Source organism: Bradyrhizobium sp. CCBAU 65884 (assembly GCF_028128835.1).
GTDB classification, from domain to species: Bacteria; Pseudomonadota; Alphaproteobacteria; order Rhizobiales; family Xanthobacteraceae; genus Bradyrhizobium; species Bradyrhizobium ottawaense.
This window is the reverse complement of record NZ_LBJU01000130.1, coordinates 306552-327563: the sequence shown is the minus strand read 5'-3', so window position 1 is coordinate 327563 and position 21012 is coordinate 306552. Positions and strand designations below refer to the sequence as shown.

The window sequence follows — 21012 nt, the reverse complement described above, 5'->3', positions numbered from 1 at the left end:
GCCTTCCGGGCCGCGCCGACGATCGCCGCACCCTTGCCGCCTCCGCCGCGCCCGCAGCAGCGCGACCTGACCCCGCTCGCGATCGGTGCAGGCGTGGTGGCCGGCGCCGTGATCGGCGCCACCATTGCCGACATGCACAGCCAGCGACGTGAGGTCGTCGAAGGTGGCCGCACCATCTACACCGAGCCGGACCGCATCATCATCCGCGATCCGGGCGGGCAGGCTTACGTCCGCGGCAACGACCTTTATCGCTTCCGCTATGGCGCCCGTGACATCCGCACCGACACCGTCGGCGGTGAAACCCGCACCGTCGTGGTCCGTCCCGACGGCAGCGAGATCATCACCGTGGTCGGTGCGGACGGTTCGCTGCGGCGGCGAATCCGCAGGGACCCCCGCGGGGGCGAGCTCGTCATCATCGACAACACCTACCGCGATCCGCGGGCGGTCGGCGGCTTCTATGTCGACGTGCCGCCGCCGGTCGTGAACATTCCCTATGATCGCTACATCGTCGACGCCCAGGAAGCGTCGCCGGACGTGATCTACCAAACGATGGTTGCGCCGCCGGTGCAGCGGATCGATCGGCGTTACTCGCTCGACGAGATCCGCTACAGCCCCAATGTTCGCATGCAGATGCCGAGCATCGACGTCAACTCGATCAACTTCGAGACGGGATCGTGGACCATCCCGCCGGACCAGGCGGCTCGGCTGCAGGTGATCGCCGACGGCCTCAACCAGGCGATTCAGCAGAACCCGCGCGCGGTGTTCCTGATCGAGGGACACACCGACGCGGTCGGCAACGAGGTCGACAATCTGTCATTGTCGGACCGTCGTGCGCAGTCCGCGGCCGAGTTGCTGACGCAGCAATTCAACGTGCCCGCGGAGAACCTGACGTCGCAGGGCTATGGCGAGCAGTATCTGAAGGAGCAGTCGCAGGGTCCGAGCCTGATAAACCGGCGCGTGACCATCCGCAACATCACGCCGCTGCTCAACGGTGGCCAGGCTTCGCTGCCGCCGCCTCCGGCCGGCACCGCGCCGCCGCGGTAACGGCAAGCACAAATGCAAATGGCCGGGAGCAATCCCGGCCATTTTTGTTTGGACCGCATCGCTGCTACTGCCGAGCGGCCAGCCCCAACGCGTCGACCATGAGGCGAAAGACTTCGGTATTGTCCATCGAGCCGCGCACACCATCGCTGCCCGGCCCGGTCGCGGTGAGGATGACGTCCTCACCCGAATGCACGCTGGCGCCGATCATTGCCGACAGATTGCCCGGGCGCAGCACCGCGCCTGGGACGTCCTTGTATTTGTCGTTGGCCTTGAAGGTCCCGTCGTCGCCCGCCTTGACGGTGGGCTCGTTGGGATTATCGAGCTTCGGGCGGAACGTCTCGTAGTGGTCCGGCAGGCTGGCCGAGAAGATCGCGAGCCGGCGGCTGACATCGACGCGTGACGGATAGCCATCCGCATCGGGCGCCGGATAATTGGGAAATCCGGCCTGCTCGTAGACGCCGACGCGCTCGCGCAGGGAAACGTTAGGCGTGGCGCTCATGTCGTCGTTGATCGTGCCGACAAGGCCGTTGGGATGATTGTGGTCCGCGAGCACCAGGATGAGGGTATCATCGCCCCGCGCACGCGCCCATTCGCGGGTCTGGCGCACCGCATTGTCGAGCATGATCGTGTCGTAGACGGCCCGTTCCATGTCGAGGACATGCGCATATTTGTCGATCAGTCCGGATTCGACCATCAGGAAGAAGCCGGCCTCGCTCTTCGCAAGGATGTCCAGCGCTGCCTGCACCTGCTCGGTCAAGTCAGGCTGCTCGGGAAACTTCTTCACGCCGCCACCTCTCAGGAATTTGCGGTCAAGCGCACCGTCCATGTTGCCCGTGGCGAACAGGCCGAGCAGCTTGCCCGTCTCCGGCTTTGCGGCAGAAGCGCTGAGCTCGCTCGCGGTGGTCGCCACCTGGTAGCCTGCGTCACGAAACTTCGCGATGTAGTCGGTCTCGTCCTTGCGCTTGGAGCCGGCGGCAGATTTCGGCAGGAAATTCGCGCTGCCGCCGCCCATCACCACATCCGGCCTGGCCGCGAACAACTGCTCAACGATCTCGTCATAGGCCGCGCGCCGGCGCGTATGCGCGACCATCGCCGCCGGCGTTGCGTCTTCGATCTCGGTGTTGGTGACGATGCCGATCGCCATGCCGAGCCGCCTCCTGGCGAGGCTCGTGATGGTTTCGACCCGGGGATCGTCGAACGGGCTTGCAGTGCGGTCCGCATAGACGCCGAGAGCGTTGACGGCACTCTTGTGCCCGGTCGCATAGGCGCTGGCCGAGTTCGCGGAGTCCGTGATGATCGAGTCCGAGCCCGCGGTCGCCACCAGGGCCATATGAGGCATGTCGTCGATGGCGAGCTTCCCGCGGCTCTTGCCCTCCGCAATGCCCTTGGACAGGATTCGGGCCGCGACCCGATGCGCCGGCGACATGCCATCACCGATGAACAGGATGACGTTCTTCGCCTTGCGCGGACCCGTGTCGTAGACCATCCACGTGACGCTGCGCTGGCGCGTGCCGTCGCTCACATCCACGGCAATGCTGCCCGGCGTGGTCAGCGTGACGTCGCGCAGAATCAGCGCCGACTGCTCCTTGCCGTCCTCGCGCTCGATGAAGGTCGCCGAACGGCCGAACGCGGTCGCATAATCCGCGCCGTTCACCGTCACCTTCAACTTGGCCGGATCGACCGGCCCGGGAAACTCGACCTTGAAGTCGAACTGCGCGCCGGTCAGGATCTCGGCACGATCGATCGGATAGATCGTCTGAGCCGACAATGACGATGTCCCAACGAGGACGATGAGAGAGGCGAGTGCCGATCTCTTGACCATACGCGATGCTCCGCGATTCCGTTTCCAACAGGAGCGGAATCGTAACGGTCGAGCATGACATCGTCATTAAGCGCGTAGCTCCATCCGGGCTACGCGCAATCGTCCGGTGGGCAAAGGCGCGTGAGCGCCGTGCCCACCACTATCTCGGTCGCGGAAAGATGGTGGGCACGCTTTCGCTTTGCCCACCCTGCGGCAGCGAGGGCATTAGCCCTTGTCGTTCTCGAGCTTGAATATCTGCGAGCCTTCGCTGCCCGACAGCAAACCGGTCTTCGAATAGAGACCGAGCTTGGTCCGGGTATCGGCGATGTCGAGATTGCGCATGGTCAGTTGGCCGATGCGGTCGGCGGGCGAGAACGCGGCATCCTCGACCTTCTCCATGCTGAGCCTTTCAGGCGCATAAGTGAGGTTCGGGCTCTCGGTGTTGAGGATCGAATAATCGTTGCCGCGGCGCAGCTCCAGCGTCACCTCGCCGGTGACGGCGCGCGCGACCCAGCGCTGCGCGGTCTCACGCAGCATCAACGCTTGCGAGTCGAACCAGCGGCCCTGATAGAGCAGACGACCGAGACGCATGCCGCTGATGCGGTACTGCTCGATGGTGTCCTCGTTGTGGATGCCGGTGACGAGGCGCTCATAGGCGATGTGCAAGAGCGCCATGCCCGGCGCTTCATAGATGCCGCGGCTCTTGGCCTCGATGATGCGGTTCTCGATCTGGTCGCTCATGCCGAGGCCGTGGCGGCCGCCGATGACGTTGGCCTCCAGGAACAGCGCGACAGGATCAGCGAAGGTCTGGCCGTTGAGCGCGGTCGGCTGCCCTTCCTCGAAACGCACCGCGACCTTCTCGGCCTTGACGTTGCAGTCGTCGCGCCAGAACGGCACGCCCATGATCGGGTTGACGATCTTGATGCCGCTGTCGAGGCTCTCGAGGTCCTTGGCTTCGTGCGTGGCGCCGAGCAGATTGCTGTCGGTCGAATACGCTTTTTCGGCGCTCATCTTGTAGGCAAAGCCCTGGGCGGTCATGAACGCCGACATCTCGGCGCGACCGCCGAGCTCGTCGATGAACTGCTGGTCGAGCCAGGGCTTGTAGATCTTCAGGCCGGGATTGGTGAGCAGTCCGTAGCGATAGAAGCGCTCGATGTCGTTGCCCTTGAAGGTCGAGCCGTCGCCCCAGATGTTGACGCCGTCTTCCTTCATCGCCGCGACCAGCATCGTGCCGGTGACGGCGCGGCCGAGCGGGGTGGTATTGAAATAGGTGATGCCGCCGGTCGAGATATGGAAGGCGCCCGACTGGATCGCGGCGATACCTTCATGGACCAACTGCGTGCGGCAATCGACGAGCCGGGCCTTCTCGGCACCGAACTCCATCGCCTTGCGCGGGATCTCGTTGTAGTCGGCCTCGTCGGGCTGGCCGAGATTGGCGGTGTAGGCGTAGCAGCGCGCGCCCTTCTGCTTCATCCAGAGCAGCGCCGCAGAGGTATCGAGGCCGCCCGAAAAAGCGATGCCGACTTTCTCACCCTTGGGCAGGCTTTTCAGGATCGTGGTCATGGCGCTTCCAATCGGGTCTCAAGGGGCTGATGTCATGGACGGGTTGACCGCGCGAATATCAAATTTCGCGGGGCTCGGCACCCATTTAATGGCTTAAACCGAGGGTTCGGGACCGGTCTTGCCGCTGAACAGGCGCCGGCGGAGCCGGTAGGCGGGCATGTTCAGCCGGGTCAGGGCGGCATCGACCGCCTCGTCCGAAAACCGGGTCCGTGGCCAGCGGTAGATCAGCGCGTAGGCAAACCAGATCACGACGAAACTGACGAGACCGGCGATCGCCACATCCGTGAAGAAATGGCCACCAAACGCCATGCGCAGCCCGCTGGTGACGGCGCCGAATACCACCGCGCCGGCATAGGCGAGCGGGCGCCATGCCGGCGGCGCCAGCGCGGCCGGCGCCAGCGTCCAGAACGCGGTCGCGCCCTCGCCCGAGAAGAACGAGCAGTTGCGCACGCAATCGCCCCGCGGATCCCACCACGCCACGAACTGCTGGTCGCCGGCGAACTGCGTCACCACCACCGGGCGCGGGCGGCCCCAATAGGTCTTGAAGGTGAGGTTGGTGAGGATGCCGGCCGACATGATGATGGTGACCAGCAGAAATACGATCGCGCGCCCCGACACCATCAAGGGACGGTCGGGCCGGATCATCTTGACCACGAGCGCCACAAGCGACGGCAGCACGAAGGCCCAGGCGACCCACATCGCGGCGTCCCGCGCAAAGCCCGCCCAGTCGTTCAGCTTGAGCGGAAAGGTTTTGGTTTGGGGGTCGAAGAACAGCGACGCGAGCTTGAGATCGAGCTCGGGATAGAGGCCGAAAACAACGCCGATCACGAGCCACAGCGCCAGGGCGATGAAGAGTCCAGTCCGGTTCATGGCGCGCGGTTTAGCGGAGTGGGACGGGGATGGAAACCCCGGAAGCGGCACGACTCATCGCGCGTCCGGCCTTGAATTCGACGGCAGCGGCGGAGGTGGCTGGCGCGGGGGCGGCGGGATGCGCCAGGCGCCGGCGTTGCGGCCGGCGATCAGCCAGTAGACCACGCCGGCGACGATGCCGGCGCCGGTCATGATCTCCAGATGGCGCCGCACGATGCCTTCGAACTGAAATGTGTCGGAGTGAAAGGGAACGAGGCCGAGATAGCAGCCAAGCCCGACGAGGCCGCCGCCAACGGCATAAGCGAGCGCGCTGCGGATGTAGAGCGCCTCAGTGATCGCAACGATCACCGCCGCCGGCACCAGCGCAAAGCCGGAGACGAAGATGAAGCCGAAGCCCAGCAAAATGTCGATCGTGCCCTGATCGACGGGGCCGGCACCGAGATCGGCGAACTCCGGAAACAGCAGGGCGACGACGACGATCATGCCGCCGACGAAGCAGGCGGCAAGGAAGCCGATGAAGATGACGATGAGGCGGCCGATCAGGGACATCTGATGGACCTGTTGCGTATCATCGTCATTCCGGAGCGGTGCGCAGCGCCGAATCCGGAATCTCGAGATTCCGGGTTCGCGCTACGCGCGCCCCGGAATGACAGCTCATAAATGCAGATGGCCGGGTCAAGCCCGGCCATGACGAACGTCGAGTACGGTGTCATCCTCAATCCGTCATCGCCATGGCGCGCAGCGCCTGGCGTTCGCGTGCGCTGAGCTTCTCGGTCTCCGACTTGAGCTGGCCGCAGGCAGCGAGGATGTCGCGGCCGCGCGGCGTGCGCACCGGCGAGGAATAGCCGGCGTTGAAGATGTATTCGGAGAATTTTTCGATCTGGTCCCAGTCCGAACACTCGTACGCGGTGCCGGGCCAGGGATTGAACGGGATCAGGTTGATCTTGGCGTGTATGCCCTTGAGCAGCTTCACCAGCAATTTTGCATCGTCGAGCGAATCGTTGACGCCCTTGAGCATCACATATTCGAAGGTGATGCGGCGCGCATTCGAGGCGCCGGGATAATCGCGACAGGCCTGCAGCAGCTCCTTGATCGGATATTTGCGGTTGAGCGGCACCAGCTCGTTGCGCAGCTCGTCGCGCACCGCGTGCAGCGAGATCGCGAGCATGACGCCGATCTCCTCGCCGGCGCGCACGATGTTCGGCACCACGCCCGAGGTCGACAGCGTGATGCGGCGGCGGGAGATGCCGATGCCTTCATTGTCGCCGACGATCAGCAGCGCGTCGCGCACCGCGTCGAAATTGTAGAGCGGCTCGCCCATCCCCATCATCACGATGTTGGTGACGCGGCGCGTGCCGTCCTCGCGATCGGCCCAATCATTCAATCGATCCCGCGCCACCATGATCTGTCCGACGATCTCACCCGCGGTGAGATTGCGCACCAGCCGCTGGGTGCCGGTGTGGCAGAACGAGCAGTTCAGCGTGCAGCCGACCTGCGAGGAGACGCAGAGCGTGCCGCGATCGGTCTCGGGAATGTAGACGCACTCGACTTCATGGGCGCGCTCGACATTGTCGCCGCTCGGCAGACGCAGCAGCCATTTGCGGGTGCCATCGTTGGAGATCTGCTCGGCCACGACTTCGGGCCGGTCGACCGTAAAATGCTGCGCGAGTTCGGCGCGAATGCCCTTCGAGATCGAGGTCATGTCGTCGAAGCTCTGAGCGCCGCGGAAATAGAGCCAGTGCCAGAGCTGCTGCACGCGCATCTTGCGCTGCGCCGGCGCGACGCCGATCTCGCCGAGGCGATCGGCAAGCTCCGTCCGCGACAGACCGATCAGCGAGGGCCTCGCCGGCGGCACATAGGTCTCGAGTGGCGTCTTCTCCACCAGGATTGCGTTATGCGGCTCGGTCGTCGTCGGTTGCATTGAATGGACCTGACTAGGTGGTCGTTCCGGGGCGGCGCGAAGCGTCGAACCCGGAACCTCGAGATTCCGGGTCTGGTCCTTCGGACCATCCCGGAAAGACGGAAAAACTTGGAACCGGCCCTATATAGCAACCGGAACAGCCGATTGCGACCGTGGTTGTCACTTAGCCTAAAAGGACTAAGCCGAGAGGCTTACCGCCGGCAATCCTGGGCGATCTTGTCCAGGGCCTGGGCGAGGCCTTTCAGCGAGAACGTGTCGGTCGTCTCGGTGCCCTTGGCCGACACCCCCTTGACGACCAGCTCGGCGGATTTGCGCATCGCTTCGACCATCCGCTCCTCCTCGGCCGCGTTCTTGATCCAGAGGCCGTCGCCCTGCGTGTACATGGCGAAGGCGGCGCCGCCGACCTCGACCGACGATTCCGAGCCCGGCTTCAGCGCGTAGCCGATCATGACCGAGACTTCGTTGTTCACCTTCTCGGCCGGACGGGTCGAGACGAAAGCATAAGCGGGATCGCGCGGCCGATTCGGCGGATTGGTCTTCGACGACGAGGGTTTTGCCAGCGCGAAGCAGACCTTCTTGCCGTTGGGCGTCGCCGAATAAGCGCCCCAGGTGCCGAACTGGCCGATCAGGGTCGGCTCCGCGCCACCCGCAACCGCCGCGGGCGGGGCCGCAGGCTTGCTCTCGGGCTTTGCCGCGCTCTTTGCAGTCGTATTGGCCGGCGGAGCCGCCGACTTCGGTGCGGCTTTCGGCGCCGGTTGCGCCGTCTGCGCCCGCGCAAGATCGGCGATCCCGCACGTCATCATGCCGATCATCAAAGCTAAAGATAGCACCCGCCACATGCTGGAGTGGTTCCCTCAATATTGTGACTGGAAGATGGCCCGGCCGCGCTTTGTCCCCGCGGCAGGGATAGCCGGGAAAGTCCAATTTGGGAAGGCAGTTAGCGGTATCAGCGCCGCCTTAAGCTTTGGATCGGGCGGCGCGCTGGTCGGCCCATTGCGTCTCGGTCCAACGCAACAAATCCTCGGCGCCGGAACTGCGCAAATGCGCGCCACCGTCGATGACGACCATCTCGCCATTGATGTAAGCAGCGCGGTCCGAGACCAGGAAGCTGGCGAGATCGGCAAGCTCGCCATGCTCTCCGGTCCGGCCAAGCGGATTGCGCGCGGTCCAGCCCTCGTCACGGCCTTCGGGGCGGAGCTGCCCCGACGCGCCCGCGGTCGGAAACGGACCCGGCGCGATGGCGACGGTGCGGATGCCTTTCGGCCCCCATTCCACCGCAAGACTTCTGGTCATCGCCAGCAGCGCCGATTTCGCCATTGCCGACGGCACGGTGAAGGCACGGCCGGTGATGGTCGAGGTCGAGAGGATCGAGAGCACGACGCCGCCATGCTTGTCCTCGATCCAGCGCCTGCCGGCGGCGAGCGTGCAGTACATTGCGCCATGCAGCGTCGGCGCCAGGATCGCATCGGCCGCTCGGAACGACAGATGCTCGCTCTGCGCGATGAAGGTCGCGGCGGCGTTGTTGACGAGGATGTCGAGCGGCGCCTCGCGCCAGATCTGCTCTATCATGCTGTCGACGGCGGCGCCGTCGCGGATGTCGCAGGCGATGGTGGTGACCTTGCCACTGGTCTGCGCGCGCATCTCGCTCGCTGCTGCGTCCAGCCGGTCGAGCTTGCGGCCGCAGATCACGAGCTCGGCGCCGAGCGTGAGGAAACGACGCCCCATCGCGGCGCCAAGGCCCGAGCCGCCGCCGGTGACGAGGATGCGCTTGTTCCTGAGCAGGCCTGTTTCAAACATCGTTTGAATCCTCCATTTTCTTCTTGCTCCGTCATTGCGAGCGCAGCGAAGCAATCCAGAGTCCGTCCCGCGGAAATAGTCTGGATTGCTTCGCGGAGCCTGTCATCGGGCCGCGCTTCACGCGGACCCGTTGGCTCGCAATGACGGAGGATAGGCCTTCGTGCTGACGTAGACAAAGAATCCGGATTGTCGGCCGTGCCTAAATCCGGCAAAACCGGACCAACTATAATTCCACTCGAAACGCTTCAGGTGCCGTCATGAAAGCCATTCTCTGCTCGCAATATTGCCAGCCCGACGATCTCGTGCTGGCCGAGGTGCCGGATCCGGTGGCCGGTCCCGGCGAAGCGGTGATCGCGATCAAGGCGGCGGCGCTGAACTTCTTCGACATCCTGATGATTCAGGGCAAGTACCAGATCAAGCCGCCGTTCCCGTTCTCGCCGGCCGCGGAAGTCGCGGGCGTGATCGAGAGCATCGGCGCCGGCGTCACCGATCTGAAAGTCGGCGATCGCGTCGTCGCCTCCTGCGGCCACAACGGCGCGCGCGAGAAGATCGCGCTGCCGGCGGCGTCGATCGTGAAGATCCCCGACAATCTCGATTACGACCGCGCGGCCGGCATCATCATCATCTACGGCACCGCGCTGCATGCGCTGGAAGATCGCGCCAGCCCGAAGCCGGGCGAGACCCTTGCGGTGTTAGGCGCGGCCGGCGGCACCGGCCTTGCCGCCTGCGAGCTCGGCAAGCTGATGGGCCTGAAGGTGATCGCCTGCGCCTCGTCGGACGAGAAGCTCGAATTCGCCAAAGCGCATGGCGCCGAGCTGACGCTGAACTACGCCAAGGAAGATCTCAAGGAAGGCTTGCGAAAACTCACCGGCGGCAAGGGCGTCGACATCATCTTCGATCCCGTGGGCGGTGCCTACGCCGAGCAGGCCCTGCGCTCGATCGCGTGGGAGGGCCGCTTCCTCGTGATCGGCTTTGCCGCGGGCGACATTCCGAAGATGCCGCTGAACCTCGCGCTGCTGAAGGGCTGCGACATCCGCGGCGTGTTCTGGGGCGCCTGGACCCGGCTCAACCCGGAGAAGAACCGCGCCAATCTCGAGAAGCTCGTGAAGTGGACCGCAGAAGGCAAGATCTCATCGCATGTCGACCGCACCTTCCCGCTGGCGCAGACCGCGGACGCACTGAAGGTGCTCGCGGGACGTCAGGCCATGGGCAAGGTGATCCTGCATCCGTGAGGATGCAGGCGTCGCCATCGCCACATACACAACTGTCACCGCTCGAATCGCCGGCGACGCTGAAGCTGCGCCGGCTTTTTCGTGCGGCGCCGTCTGGTTGAACCTTCCTCAACCATCACCGCCAGAATTGCGGTGCATTCCTCCGCCTCGCCGCAATCAAACCTAACTATTTCCCGATTCGCGCAAACCGCCGTCGTTTTTTAGGCTGATTCAAACGGCGTTTTACCGGTTCCATTTGCGGGACACTTCTGGACAAAAGCAAGAAGACTGAAGCCGGGAATGCCCCTGCGTTGCGTTAGTATGGGGAGCATCACCATGGAGACGACGGCGCATCGCCCGTCGACGGAGTCGAGTGCGCTCGACTTCCATCGAGCCGCATCACATCCGCCGACCGCGTCCTTTGTCCGTGCGCGCGCCGCACGGGCCGATCTTTCGCAGGACGATCCGATTCCGCTGTTCCTGTCCGATCCGCTCGGCGCGCCGGACCCAAGCGAATATACGCCGGTGGAGTTGCGTTCCAGAATTGTGCCGCGTGTTCTCGCCGCTGTTCTGGCAGCGTCCACCCTGGCAGTTCTGGCCGTACTGTATCAATCCGACTTTCGCGGCTTCTTGACCGCCAATGCCGGTAGCTGGGTGGGGGTCGCGCCGGACATGGCCATGGCGTCGGCCAGTGCGCCGGCGACACCGCAGACCCCGCTCAAGGATCCGGCCCGCGTGTCCAACACGACGCTGGCGAGCGCCGACTCACGGGACCTCCCTGCACCGCTGGTGCCAAGCCGCGAAGCGATAGCGACCGCCTATCAGGTTGCGCTGCAAGCGCAAGGACCGGTGCAAGCACCAGTGCAGGCACCGGAGCCCGTCGCGGCACAGCCTGCACCGCCTGAGCCGGTCAGGACGCTCGACGCCGACACGCTGGCAGGGTTGATGACGCGCGCGAAGAGCCTGTTGAGGATCGGTGACATCGCCGCAGCGCGGCTGCTGCTCGAACGCGCGGCCAATGCGCAAGATGCAACGGCCGCGCTTCTGCTGGCGCAGACCTATGATCCCACGGTGCTCGGCACCAGCGATGCGCGAAGTGTCATTGCCGACGCATCCGCCGCACGTGACTGGTACCAGCGGGCTGCATCACTCGGATCGGCGGAGGCGCGCCAGCGCCTCGTCCGGTTTCAGAATTAGAACTCTTCAGGGGACATCATGCGTAACGCTTTTGGAATGGCACTTGCCGCCATCATGACGATCTATGCCTCCACCGCCGGCGCCGAGCAGACCGAATACGATCCGGCCAAGGTCTCGGACGGCCTGAAGGCCATCTTCCAGTTCGGCTCGACCTCGACCAAGCAGGCGCTGAATGCCAACACCGTCACGCTGATCACCGGCACGATCGGCGGCACCTACGTGCAGTTCGGCGCCGACCTCGCCTCGGTGCTCGACGACGGCAACAAGATCCGCGTGCTGCCGATCGTCGGCCGCGGCTCGGTGCAGAGCGTTGCCGACATCCTGTTCCTGCAAGGCGTCGATCTCGGCATCGTGCGGGCCGACACGCTCGACTATCTCGAGCGCAAGGGTTTTGCCAAGGACATCAAGAAGCAGTTCACCTATGTGACAAAGCTCTACAACGAAGAGATGCAGGTGATCGCGCCGAAATCGATCGCGACATTGAAAGACCTCGAAGGCAAGAAGGTCAGCGTCGACCTGCCCAATGGCGGCACCTTCGTCACCGCGCTCACGGTGTTCGAGCGGCTCGGGATCAAGGCGAACTTCGTCTATGTCGAGCAGCGCATCGCGATGGAGAAATTGAAGGCTGGCGAGATCGACGCCGTCATCGTGGTCGGCGGCAAGCCGTACAAATCGGTCTCGACCTTCAACAATGACGGCCGCTTCCATCTTGCCAAGGTTGACTATGCAAAGCCGCTCCAGAGCGACTATCTGCCGGCGACGCTGACGACCAAGGACTATCCGAACCTGATCAAGGAGGGCGAGAGCGTGGACACCATCGCGGTGCCGGCGGTGCTCGCGGCCTATAGCTGGGCGCCAAACACCGAGCGCTATCGCAAGCTCGCGCTGTTCGTGGACGCGTTCTTCACGAAATTCCCGGCGCTCCAAAACGCGCCTTTCCATCCCAAATGGAAGGAGGTCTCGCTCGCGGCACCCCTGTCGGGGTGGAACAGATTGCCGGTGGCGCAGCAATGGCTCGACAAGCACGGCGTCGAGCCGGTGACACGGCAACGATTCGAGGCGTTCCTGAAGCAGAGCCCCACGGCCGCAAACGTGTCCGACGCGGACAGGGAAACGCTGTTCAAGCAATTCCAGGCATGGGACGCGGAGAAGGCGCGGGTGGAGGCGGGGAAGAAGTAGCGAGCTTCTTCCTCACGCTCGCTGTCATCGCCCCCCTTGTACGCACTTGCGCGCTGGGGCGGGCGATCCAGTCTTCCAGAGGCAGTCACGATTGAACCGAGGAGCCGCGGCGTACTGGATTCCCCGCCTGCCGCCTTCGCTAAAGCTTCGGCGCCCCTGGACCTCAACCCCGGCGAAGCCTTGGCGTAGCCGGGTCGCGGGGAATGACAGCGTTGGCAGACCGCGCCTACTGCGCAGCGCCTTCTTCCATCTCACCCACCCCGCGCTTCAGCACAGCGCGCGCGGCTTCGCGATGCTCATTCGTGATGTGGCCGGAAACCATGCGGATGGCGGTGGCGAGCACGGCGGCGTCGTCGGCGAAGCCGAGGACCGGCATCACGTCGGCGACGAAATCGAACGGCAGGATGAAATAGGCGATCGCACCTAACAGCGCGGCCTGGACGTGGCGCGGGGTCTGCCGGTCGAACGCGCAGTAATAAGCAGCAAGCAGGTCTTCCGCGAACGGCAGCTGCGCGGCGACACGCTTCAGCTTGCGCCAGAAGCGGCGGCGCACGCTCTCGCGATCTTCCGCGAGCCGATCGGCCGGCTCGAAACCGACGCTGTGTTCGGCAGCCATGTTCGACAAACTCCCGTTCAGCCCGGGCGGCGGACCGCCGCATCCCGACTGATCACAAGATGGGGATGTGGCCGATCACTGCAAGACGTCGGCCGGTCTCAGCCTGCGATCGCGTTCATCGTCTTGGCCAGCGCGATGTCGAGCGCCGTGACGCCGCCGGCGTCGTGGGTCGACAGCACCACCTCCACCGTCTTGTAGACGTTGCGCCATTCGGGGTGGTGATCCATCTTCTCGGCGGCCAGCGCGGCGCGGGTCATGAAGCCGAACGCCTCGTTGAAATCCTTGAAGATAAAGGTTTTACCGATGGCATCCCGGCCCTGAACCTCGCCCCAACCGGGTAGTCCGCCCAGCGCCTGCCTGCGCGCCTCCGCCGAGAGCCGTTCTGCCATGGTCCTATCTCCGTCCTTCAGGGGAACTTTACCCTAACACCCCGCTGACGCCCGGGTTCATACGGGATTTCCGCCATCCGCTAACCATGACGGAGATGTAACCCCGCCGGACAAGAAATTTGCTACAATTACGGGCGTAAATCGCCGGCCAAGATGAAACTGAGCCTGAAGCGCCTGTTTGGGAGATCGATGACCGGGGGATTGGACCTGGCCGAAACGCCCTCTCCGCCTTCGCCGCGATCCGCGGCGCGGAAGACCGCGCTCGTGTCTCTTGCGCTCGTGCTTGCCATCATCGGCGCACTCGTCGGCGGCTACTACTTCGCCATGCGGCCCGTGACGTTGAAGATCGCGGTCGGTCCCGCCAACAGCGACGACGTCAAGGTCGTGCAGGCGCTGACGCAGGCCTTCACGCAGAGCAAGGGCCAGGTGCGGCTGCGACCGATCCAGACCGACGGCGCCACCGCCAGCGCCAATGCGCTTGCGGAAGGCAAGGTCGATCTCGCCATCGTGCGCGGCGACCTCGACGTGCCCAAGAACGCGCAAGCGGTCGCGACCCTGCGCAAGAACGTCGTGGTGCTGTGGTCCGTACCGGGCAAAGGCAAGAAGCGGGGCGCGAAGATTACCAAGATCTCGCAGCTCGCCGGCCATCGCGTCGGCGTGGTCGGCCGCACCCAGGCCAACGTCAATCTGCTCAAGGTGATCCTCCAGCAATACAACGTCGATCCCGCCAAGGTCGAGATCGTGCAATTCCCGGCCAACGAGGTCGCCGAAGCGATCAAGGCCCAGAAGGCCGACGTCTATCTCGCGGCCGGCCCGGTCAACAGCAAAATCACGGCAGATGCGATCGCCGCCTCCACCAAGGATTTCGGCGCGCCCAGCTTCCTCGCGATCGAGTCCGCGGATGCGATCGCGCAGAACCACCCGGTCTACGAAGCGTCCGAGATTCCCGCCGGCACCTATGGCGGCTCGCCCGCCCGCCCGGATGACGAGGTCAAGACCATCAGCTTCTCGCACCACGTCGTGGCGCGCAAAGGCGTGTCCGAAACCACCATCGCAGCGTTCACGCGCCAGCTCTTCGCCGTGCGCCAGCAACTGGTGACGGAATTCCCGCTGGCGGCGAAGATCGAAACGCCCGACACCGACAAGGATGCGGTGATCCCGGTGCATCCGGGCGCTGCCGCCTTCGTCGACGGCGAGGAAAAGACCTTCCTCGACAAATACAGCGATTACATCTGGTGGAGCCTGATGGCGTTGTCCGCCATGGGCTCGATCGGCGCCTGGTTCGCCGGCTATCTGAAGAAGGACGAGCGCGACAACAACAACCATCAGCGCGAACGGCTGCTCGACATGATCGCCGCCGCACGCAGATGCGAGACGACCGAAGAGCTCGACCAGATGCAGACCGAGGCTGACGAGATCCTGCGCGACACGCTGCGCTGCTTCGATCACGGCGCGATCGAGGAAGCCGCGCTCACCGCCTTCAACATCGCGCTGGATCAGTTCCACGCCGCCGTCGCCGACCGCAAGGCGGTGCTGTTCAGCCTGCCGCAGAACCTGCAGCGCGCCGGCGCCCAGTTCAGGGCCGCCGGCAACGCGTAACGCTTGCGCGCGTTATCGCTGCGTCACATTGTCTCAATATAGCTCCCACGGTCATTCCGGGATGGTCCGAAGGACCAGACCGCAGGTGCGCAATTGCGTACCGGGGATTCTCGAGATTCCGGATTCGCGCTTCGCGCGCTCCGGAATGACAGCGCAAGACAGTAGCCAGCGGACGCGTCCCATGAACATCAAATTCTCCCGCCGCCGCCTCCTTGCCACCGGCGCCGGTGCGCTCGGCACGATGGCGATGCCCTATCTCTCGCGCGCGGCCGATCGGCCGATGGTCACTCATGGCGTGCAGTCGGGCGACGTCACTGTCGACGGCGGCGTGGTGTGGGCGCGCACCGATCGGCCCGCGCAGATGCTGGTCGAGGTGGCAACGACGGAGTCATTCAGGGATGCCCGCGCGCTACCGCCGATCGCAGCGCTCCCCGAGAGCGACTTCACCGCGAAGATGCTGATCGAGAACCTGCCTGCTAGCCAGGACATCTTTTACCGCGTCCGCTTCCGCGACCTCTCCCACAGCGCCATCGAGGGCGAGCCGGTGGTCGGCCGCTTCCGCACCGCGCCGGCCGACCGCCGCGACGTCAGCTTCGTCTGGGGCGGAGACGTCGCCGGCCAGGGCTGGGGCATCAATCCCGACGACGGCGGCATGTTCACCTTCTCGGCGATGCGCAAGCACCGTCCGGATTTCTTCCTGCACTCGGGCGACACCATCTACGCGGACGGCCCGATTCAATCCGAGGTGAAGCTCGCCGACGGCAAGATCTGGAAGAACGTCACCATCCCCGAGAAGGCCAAGGTCGCCGAGACGCTGGACGAGTACCGCGCCGCGCACAAATACAATCTCTCCGACGAAAACCTCCGCGCCTTCAATGCCGAGGTGCCGATCTTCGTGCAATGGGACGACCACGAGGTGACCAACAACTGGTCGCTGTCGAAGGAATTGCCGGCCGCCTACAAGGAGCGCGACATCGGCTTGCTCGCCGCCCGCGCGGGCCGCGCCTTCCACGAGATGTATCCGATGCGCGAGAGCATCGTTGAGCCGGGCCGGGTCTATCGCCAGATCTCCTACGGCCCGCATCTCGACTTGTTCGTGCTCGACGAGCGCAGCTATCGCGGTCCGAACGGCGCCAATCTGGACACCGCTTACGGCCCCGCCAGCTACTTCCTCGGCCCGGACCAGATCGCCTGGCTCAAGCGCGGCCTGCTCAATTCGCGCGCGACCTGGAAGGTGATCGCCTCCGACATGCCGCTCAGCCTCGTCGTGTCGGACACGCCGAAGGGCGGTTCGGAAGCGATCGCGCAGGGTGACGGCCCGGTGCGCGGCCGCGAGCTCGAGATTGCCGACATCCTGCGTTTCATCAAGATGGCGCCGATCAGCAACACGGTGTGGCTGACGGCGGACGTGCACTACGCTGCCGCGCATTATTACGATCCGAACAAGGCGCAATTCCAGGAGTTCGAGCCGTTCTGGGAATTCGTGTCGGGTCCGCTGCATGCCGGCACGTTCGGTCCGAACGCGCTCGACAACACGTTTGGGCCCGAGGTGCGCTTCGTCAAGGCGCCGGGCAAGGACAGCCAGAACCTGCCGCCCTCCGCCGGCATGCAGTTCTTCGGTCACGTCAAGATCGACGGCGCCTCGGGCCAAATGACGGTGACCTTGCGCGACCGCGCCGACGTCGCGCTATGGTCGACCACGCTCGATCCGAAGCAGGCCTGATCGCTAATCGAGGGCGCGCACCTTCAGCGCCGCCTCCAGCGCGTCGCTCGAGCACGGCTTCTGCAACCGCGGCTGGCCGGAGAATTCAGGCGGAATGCGCGCCTCGGCGCCATAGCCGGTGACGAAGACGAACGGGATCTTCAGCGCGGCCAGCCGCGCGGCGACCGCAAAGCTCGTCTCGCGGATCAACTCGACGTCGAGCAGCGCGAAGTCGGGCGCACGCTTGGCGATGGCGCCGAGCGCCTGCGTCACCGAGCCGACGGTCCGCACGCCCGTCACCCCAAACCCGAGCAGACGGTCCTCGAAATCGATCGCGATGATCGGGTCGTCTTCGACGATCAGAACATCGGCCGGCCAGCTTGAGCCATTGGAAAGTGCGGGTGTCATGATCGCATCTTGTGTGTGGGGGTTCGGATCAGGACTGCCGCGACACGATGCCTGCGCACAGCGCATCGGAGGGTTCCCGGAACGAAACCCACCACATTGTCGTTCTCCAGTCTGTCCACTTGTGCACACAGGGAATGCACGGAACTCGTTAAGGTGGGAGGAGGATGGGAGTTCACGATGGATGCGCGTATCAGCAAGATGACCGAGGTCGAGAGCCGTCCGGCCAACAATTTGTTGCGGCGTTTGAACCAGGCAGACTACGCCCTGCTCGCACCGCACGTGACCGTCGAAAACTCCGCCGCCGGCCAGCTGCTCTACAGCCCCGGTGACGATGTCCAGGTCGTCCACTTCCCCTGTGGACCCGCGCTCGCGACCTTTCTCGTCCCTAACGAGGATGGCCGAGACGTCGAGACCATCCTGGTCGGTCGCGAAGGCGCGGTGGGCGGCATCGTCAGCGAAGGATTCCTGCCGGCCTATACCCGGATCTGCGTGAAATTCGGCGGCCCGTTTGCGCGCGTTCATGTCGCCAAGCTGGAAGCGGCCAAGCTGCGCTCGGCGTCGCTGCGCAACATCTTTGCCCGCTACGCCGATTGCATGCTGGCGCAGATCTTCCAGTCGACCGCCTGCAATGCGATCCATTCGATCGAACAGCGGACCGCCAAATGGATCTTGGCGGCGATGGAGCGCACCGGCGACGAGGATAGCGTGCCGCTGACCCACGAACAGCTTGCGACGCTGCTGGGCGTTGGTCGCAGCTATGCCAGCCGCGTGCTTCAATCGTTCAAGGCGGAACGGATTCTCGACACGAGGCGCGGATCGATCCTGGTTCGCAACCGCGACGGCCTGAGGCTTCGCGCCTGCCTGTGCAACGACGCGGTGAAAATGCACTTCGAGGAGGTGCTGCGCGGCGTCTATCCGACCGAGGAGCGGGAGGCCAGCTAGCGATCCGCCTCGCTTCCCCGGCGTGGAGAACGAGCAGGCGCACTATCCCTCACGGACGAAACCTGGGCTAATATCCCCCGCATGAGCGGGGCTTTCCTACACACCATCTTCGACGTCTTGGCGTGGCTGGCGGCGGCGGCGGCCGTCTACTGGCTGTCGCGGCAGTGCCTGCAGTTTCCGGCGCAATCCTTTGAGCTGCCCTATATCGCCGCGCTGGTGTTCGGCGCGGGCCTCGGGGCCTACCTGTTCGGCTCCGCCAATCTGTGGCTGTCGGGCGAGAGCGGCATTGCGCGCTCGGTGGAGGGCGCGATTGCCGGCGGCATCGTGGCGATCGAGCTCTACAAATGGTCCGCGGGGATCGCCGCGCGAACCGGTGCCCGTTTTGCGCTGCCGCTGGCGCTCGGCATCGCGATCGGCCGGCTCGGCTGCTACTTCGCGGGTCTCGACGACTTCACTTATGGCACGCCGACGGCGCTGCCATGGGCCCATGATTTCGGCGACGGCATGCTGCGCCATCCCGTGCAGCTCTATGAGAGCGCGGCCATGGCCGTATTCGCGCTGCTCTATGTGCTCGCCGTCGTGAACCGGAACGCCTTTGTGATCACCAATGGTTTCTACCTGGTTCTCGCCTATTATGGAGCGCAACGCTTCGCGTGGGAATTCCTCAAGCCCTACGGCACGCTGATCGGCCCCTTCACCCTGTTTCACCTGCTGTCGCTGTCCATTTTGCTCTACGCCGGCGTCATGCTGGCGACGGCGCCCAAAGCGAGACCCATGCATGAACGCGCCGTTGCGTAAGTCGCGTCCCTATATTTTCTGGGGCCAGACCCAATCTCTTTGCGAGACCTGCCTGAAGCTGGTGCCGACCAAGATCCAGATCCTGGACAACGAGGTCTGGTACGAAAAGCGCTGCAGGGAGCACGGCGTCCAGTCGACGCTGGTGTCGACGGATGCCGCCTATTGGCGCCTGTGCAAGGATTTCATCAAGCCCGGCGACCGACCGCTGCAATTCCAGCAGCGCACCGAATTCGGCTGTCCCTATGATTGCGGTCTCTGTTCCGACCACGAGCAGCATTCCTGCCTGGCGCTGATCGAGATCACCGAGCACTGCAACCTAACCTGCCCGGTCTGCTTTGCGGAATCCTCGCCGGCACGAACGAAATTCACCCCGCTCGCGACAGTCGAGAAGATGCTGGACGCGCTGGTCGCAAGCGAGGGCGAGCCCGATCTCGTGCAGATCTCCGGCGGTGAGCCGACGCTGCATCCTGATTTCTTCGAGATTCTGGACGCGGTGCGCGCCCGCCCGATCCGGCACGTCATGATCAACACCAACGGCCTGCGCATCGCCCGCGAAAAGGATTTCGTGGCGCGGCTCGCCGAGAACAGGCGCGGGCTGGAGGTCTATCTCCAGTTCGATTCGCTGCAGCGCGACGCGCTGATCGACTTGCGCGGCGCGGATTTGCGAAAAATCCGCCAGCAGGCGCTGGAAAATCTCGAGCATTACGGCGTGTCGACCACGCTGGTCGCGACCATCAAGCGCGGCGTCAACGATGCCGAGATCGGCGACATCGTCCGCCACGCGCTGACCTGGACATGCGTGCGCGGCGTCACGCTGCAGCCGGTGCAGGACGCCGGCCGCAACGAGAATTTCGACAAAAATACCGACCGCATCATGCTGTCGGAGATCCGCAAGCGCGTGATCGAAACCGGCGTGTTCGGTGACAAGGACATGATCCCGCTGCCCTGCAACCCCGAGAGCATCTCGATCGGCTACGGCCTGCGCAACGGCGAGAGGGTGCTGCCGCTGACCTCGCTGATTCCGCAGGAGCAGCTTGTCGCCGTGATGCCCAACACCATCAGCCCGGAGAAATATCCGGTGCTGCGGGAGAAATTCGTCGATCTGTTCTCGCTGTCGTCGGGCCCGCTCAACACGTCCGAGCGCGTCTGCGAATTGCTGTGCTGCCTGCCGAGCTTTCAGGTGCCGGAAGGGCTTTCTTACGAGAACGTGTTCCGCGTCACCATCGTGCAGTTTCTCGATCGCTTCAATTTCTGCGTCGGCAACGTCAAGCGCAGCTGCATCCATTTCGTGACCGAGCAAGGCGCGATCATTCCGTTCGACACCTACAATCTGTTCTACCGCAACGGCAAGATCGACGGCATTCGCGCGGCGCTGCGCGGCGACACTTATCGGGAAGCTACGCAGCGCGAGGAGATGCCTCGTTGAGCGAGACGCCTCCACTTCCACCGTCGCGAAGCGGATACGTCACCGCGCTCATGGTGATGTTTGGGGTTATCCTGCTGCTGCCCGGCATCTGCGCTTTGATCTTTGCCTTCGACCAGACCCAGTCGTCCCACTTCGACACCCGCTTTACCCCCATCCTCGCCCTCGCACTGCTGGTGGCATTTGCCGGCGTGATGCTGATCAGGGCAGCGAGAAAGAGACCATGAGCGATTCCAGCCCCAACCCACCGGCAGTGCCTCCGCAGAACCAGCAACAGCGCAGCGGCTGCCTGACCGCGCTGATGGCGATCGCCGGCATCTTCATGCTGCTGCCAGGGCTCTGCGCGCTCTTGTTCGGCGGAATGTCGGTGGTCGAGGGTGGCCAGATCCCCTCCGACATCGCGTCGCTGGTGTTTTTGGGACTAGTCATCGGCATCGGAGGCGTCGTCTTGATCTGGGCGGCCATCATGGGGCGAAAGGCCCCGCCGGCCCGGAACGGCAGCTAAGCCCCGGGAATTCCCGGGCAAAATTCAGTCAACCAAGGCCCAAAGAA

21 protein-coding genes are annotated in these 21012 nt (G+C 64.4%); 11 read left to right on the top strand and 10 right to left on the bottom strand.

Going from position 1 to position 21012, the window contains the following annotated elements; all coding sequences use genetic code 11:
* Positions 1 to 1044: OmpA family protein (locus tag XI03_RS33360; RefSeq protein ID WP_271594464.1), on the top strand; the 1044-nt coding region annotated here is incomplete at its 5' end.
* A gap of 64 nt (positions 1045 to 1108) precedes the next feature.
* Here the strand turns inward: XI03_RS33360 and XI03_RS33355 are convergent.
* The 7 genes from XI03_RS33355 to XI03_RS33325 form a co-directional block, all read right to left on the bottom strand.
* Positions 1109 to 2866: an alkaline phosphatase gene (locus XI03_RS33355; RefSeq protein WP_271594463.1), complete on the bottom strand. Its 1758-nt coding sequence runs from the start codon at positions 2864 to 2866 to the stop codon at positions 1109 to 1111.
* 204 nt (positions 2867 to 3070) lie between these two features.
* Positions 3071 to 4408 carry an argininosuccinate synthase gene (gene argG / locus XI03_RS33350; RefSeq protein ID WP_038950950.1) on the bottom strand — a complete coding sequence of 446 codons (1338 nt, stop codon included), beginning with the start codon at positions 4406 to 4408 and terminating at the stop codon, positions 3071 to 3073.
* A 93-nt stretch (positions 4409 to 4501) separates the two neighbouring features.
* Positions 4502 to 5278: a phosphatase PAP2 family protein gene (locus XI03_RS33345; RefSeq protein ID WP_028139281.1), complete on the bottom strand. Its 777-nt coding sequence runs from the start codon at positions 5276 to 5278 to the stop codon at positions 4502 to 4504.
* A 54-nt stretch (positions 5279 to 5332) separates the two neighbouring features.
* A complete protein-coding gene (locus XI03_RS33340) occupies positions 5333 to 5827 on the bottom strand; it encodes a hypothetical protein (RefSeq protein WP_038973626.1) in 495 nt (164 codons plus the stop codon).
* A 166-nt stretch (positions 5828 to 5993) separates the two neighbouring features.
* Positions 5994 to 7199 (bottom strand): 23S rRNA (adenine(2503)-C(2))-methyltransferase RlmN, encoded by a 1206-nt coding sequence (gene rlmN, locus XI03_RS33335; protein ID WP_271594462.1) that lies wholly within the window; start codon positions 7197 to 7199, stop codon positions 5994 to 5996.
* A gap of 191 nt (positions 7200 to 7390) precedes the next feature.
* Positions 7391 to 8038, bottom strand: a complete 648-nt coding sequence (locus XI03_RS33330; RefSeq protein ID WP_028139284.1) for an invasion associated locus B family protein — start codon at positions 8036 to 8038, stop codon at positions 7391 to 7393.
* A gap of 118 nt (positions 8039 to 8156) precedes the next feature.
* On the bottom strand, positions 8157 to 8996 hold the full coding sequence (locus XI03_RS33325) for an SDR family oxidoreductase (protein WP_271594461.1): 840 nt from the start codon (positions 8994 to 8996) through the stop codon (positions 8157 to 8159).
* A 257-nt stretch (positions 8997 to 9253) separates the two neighbouring features.
* Here XI03_RS33325 and XI03_RS33320 point away from each other — a divergent pair, with 257 nt between their 5' ends.
* From XI03_RS33320 to XI03_RS33310, 3 genes are all read left to right on the top strand, one after another.
* Positions 9254 to 10228, top strand: a complete 975-nt coding sequence (locus tag XI03_RS33320) for an NADPH:quinone oxidoreductase family protein (RefSeq protein ID WP_271594460.1) — start codon at positions 9254 to 9256, stop codon at positions 10226 to 10228.
* Positions 10229 to 10543: 315 nt separating this feature from the next.
* The gene (locus XI03_RS33315) at positions 10544 to 11404 is read left to right on the top strand and encodes a hypothetical protein (RefSeq protein ID WP_271594459.1); all 861 of its coding nucleotides are present in this window, start codon (positions 10544 to 10546) and stop codon (positions 11402 to 11404) included.
* 18 nt (positions 11405 to 11422) lie between these two features.
* Positions 11423 to 12583 (top strand): TAXI family TRAP transporter solute-binding subunit, encoded by a 1161-nt coding sequence (locus XI03_RS33310; protein WP_038950943.1) that lies wholly within the window; start codon positions 11423 to 11425, stop codon positions 12581 to 12583.
* 226 nt (positions 12584 to 12809) lie between these two features.
* On the opposite strand, the gene XI03_RS33305 is transcribed toward XI03_RS33310, so the two are convergent.
* Both XI03_RS33305 and XI03_RS33300 read right to left on the bottom strand, forming a co-directional pair.
* Positions 12810 to 13199 (bottom strand): YkvA family protein, encoded by a 390-nt coding sequence (locus XI03_RS33305; RefSeq protein ID WP_028139289.1) that lies wholly within the window; start codon positions 13197 to 13199, stop codon positions 12810 to 12812.
* A 98-nt stretch (positions 13200 to 13297) separates the two neighbouring features.
* Positions 13298 to 13588, bottom strand: a complete 291-nt coding sequence (locus tag XI03_RS33300) for a 4a-hydroxytetrahydrobiopterin dehydratase (RefSeq protein ID WP_271594458.1) — start codon at positions 13586 to 13588, stop codon at positions 13298 to 13300.
* A gap of 153 nt (positions 13589 to 13741) precedes the next feature.
* Here XI03_RS33300 and XI03_RS33295 point away from each other — a divergent pair, with 153 nt between their 5' ends.
* A complete protein-coding gene (locus XI03_RS33295) occupies positions 13742 to 15187 on the top strand; it encodes a TAXI family TRAP transporter solute-binding subunit (RefSeq protein ID WP_028139291.1) in 1446 nt (481 codons plus the stop codon).
* A 181-nt stretch (positions 15188 to 15368) separates the two neighbouring features.
* Positions 15369 to 16910, top strand: coding sequence for an alkaline phosphatase D family protein (locus XI03_RS33290; RefSeq protein WP_271594457.1), 1542 nt, complete (start codon positions 15369 to 15371; stop codon positions 16908 to 16910).
* Between the two features lie 3 nt (positions 16911 to 16913).
* On the opposite strand, the gene XI03_RS33285 is transcribed toward XI03_RS33290, so the two are convergent.
* Positions 16914 to 17297: a response regulator gene (locus XI03_RS33285; protein WP_028139293.1), complete on the bottom strand. Its 384-nt coding sequence runs from the start codon at positions 17295 to 17297 to the stop codon at positions 16914 to 16916.
* Between the two features lie 177 nt (positions 17298 to 17474).
* On the opposite strand from XI03_RS33285, the gene XI03_RS33280 reads away from it, so the two are divergent.
* The 5 genes from XI03_RS33280 to XI03_RS33260 all read left to right on the top strand — a co-directional run bounded on the left by XI03_RS33280 (position 17475) and on the right by XI03_RS33260 (position 20965).
* Positions 17475 to 18239, top strand: coding sequence for a Crp/Fnr family transcriptional regulator (locus XI03_RS33280; protein WP_271594456.1), 765 nt, complete (start codon positions 17475 to 17477; stop codon positions 18237 to 18239).
* An 81-nt stretch (positions 18240 to 18320) separates the two neighbouring features.
* Positions 18321 to 19037, top strand: a complete 717-nt coding sequence (locus XI03_RS33275) for a prolipoprotein diacylglyceryl transferase family protein (protein ID WP_271594455.1) — start codon at positions 18321 to 18323, stop codon at positions 19035 to 19037.
* Positions 19018 to 20463, top strand: a complete 1446-nt coding sequence (locus XI03_RS33270; protein WP_152102120.1) for a radical SAM protein — start codon at positions 19018 to 19020, stop codon at positions 20461 to 20463. The genes XI03_RS33275 and XI03_RS33270 overlap by 20 nt, the downstream gene beginning before the upstream one ends.
* Entirely contained in the window at positions 20460 to 20687 is a 228-nt protein-coding gene (locus XI03_RS33265; RefSeq protein ID WP_271594454.1) for a DUF308 domain-containing protein, read from the top strand. The genes XI03_RS33270 and XI03_RS33265 overlap by 4 nt, the downstream gene beginning before the upstream one ends.
* The gene (locus XI03_RS33260) at positions 20684 to 20965 is read left to right on the top strand and encodes a hypothetical protein (protein WP_038973635.1); all 282 of its coding nucleotides are present in this window, start codon (positions 20684 to 20686) and stop codon (positions 20963 to 20965) included. The genes XI03_RS33265 and XI03_RS33260 overlap by 4 nt, the downstream gene beginning before the upstream one ends.
* Positions 20966 to 21012: the final 47 nt, after the last annotated feature.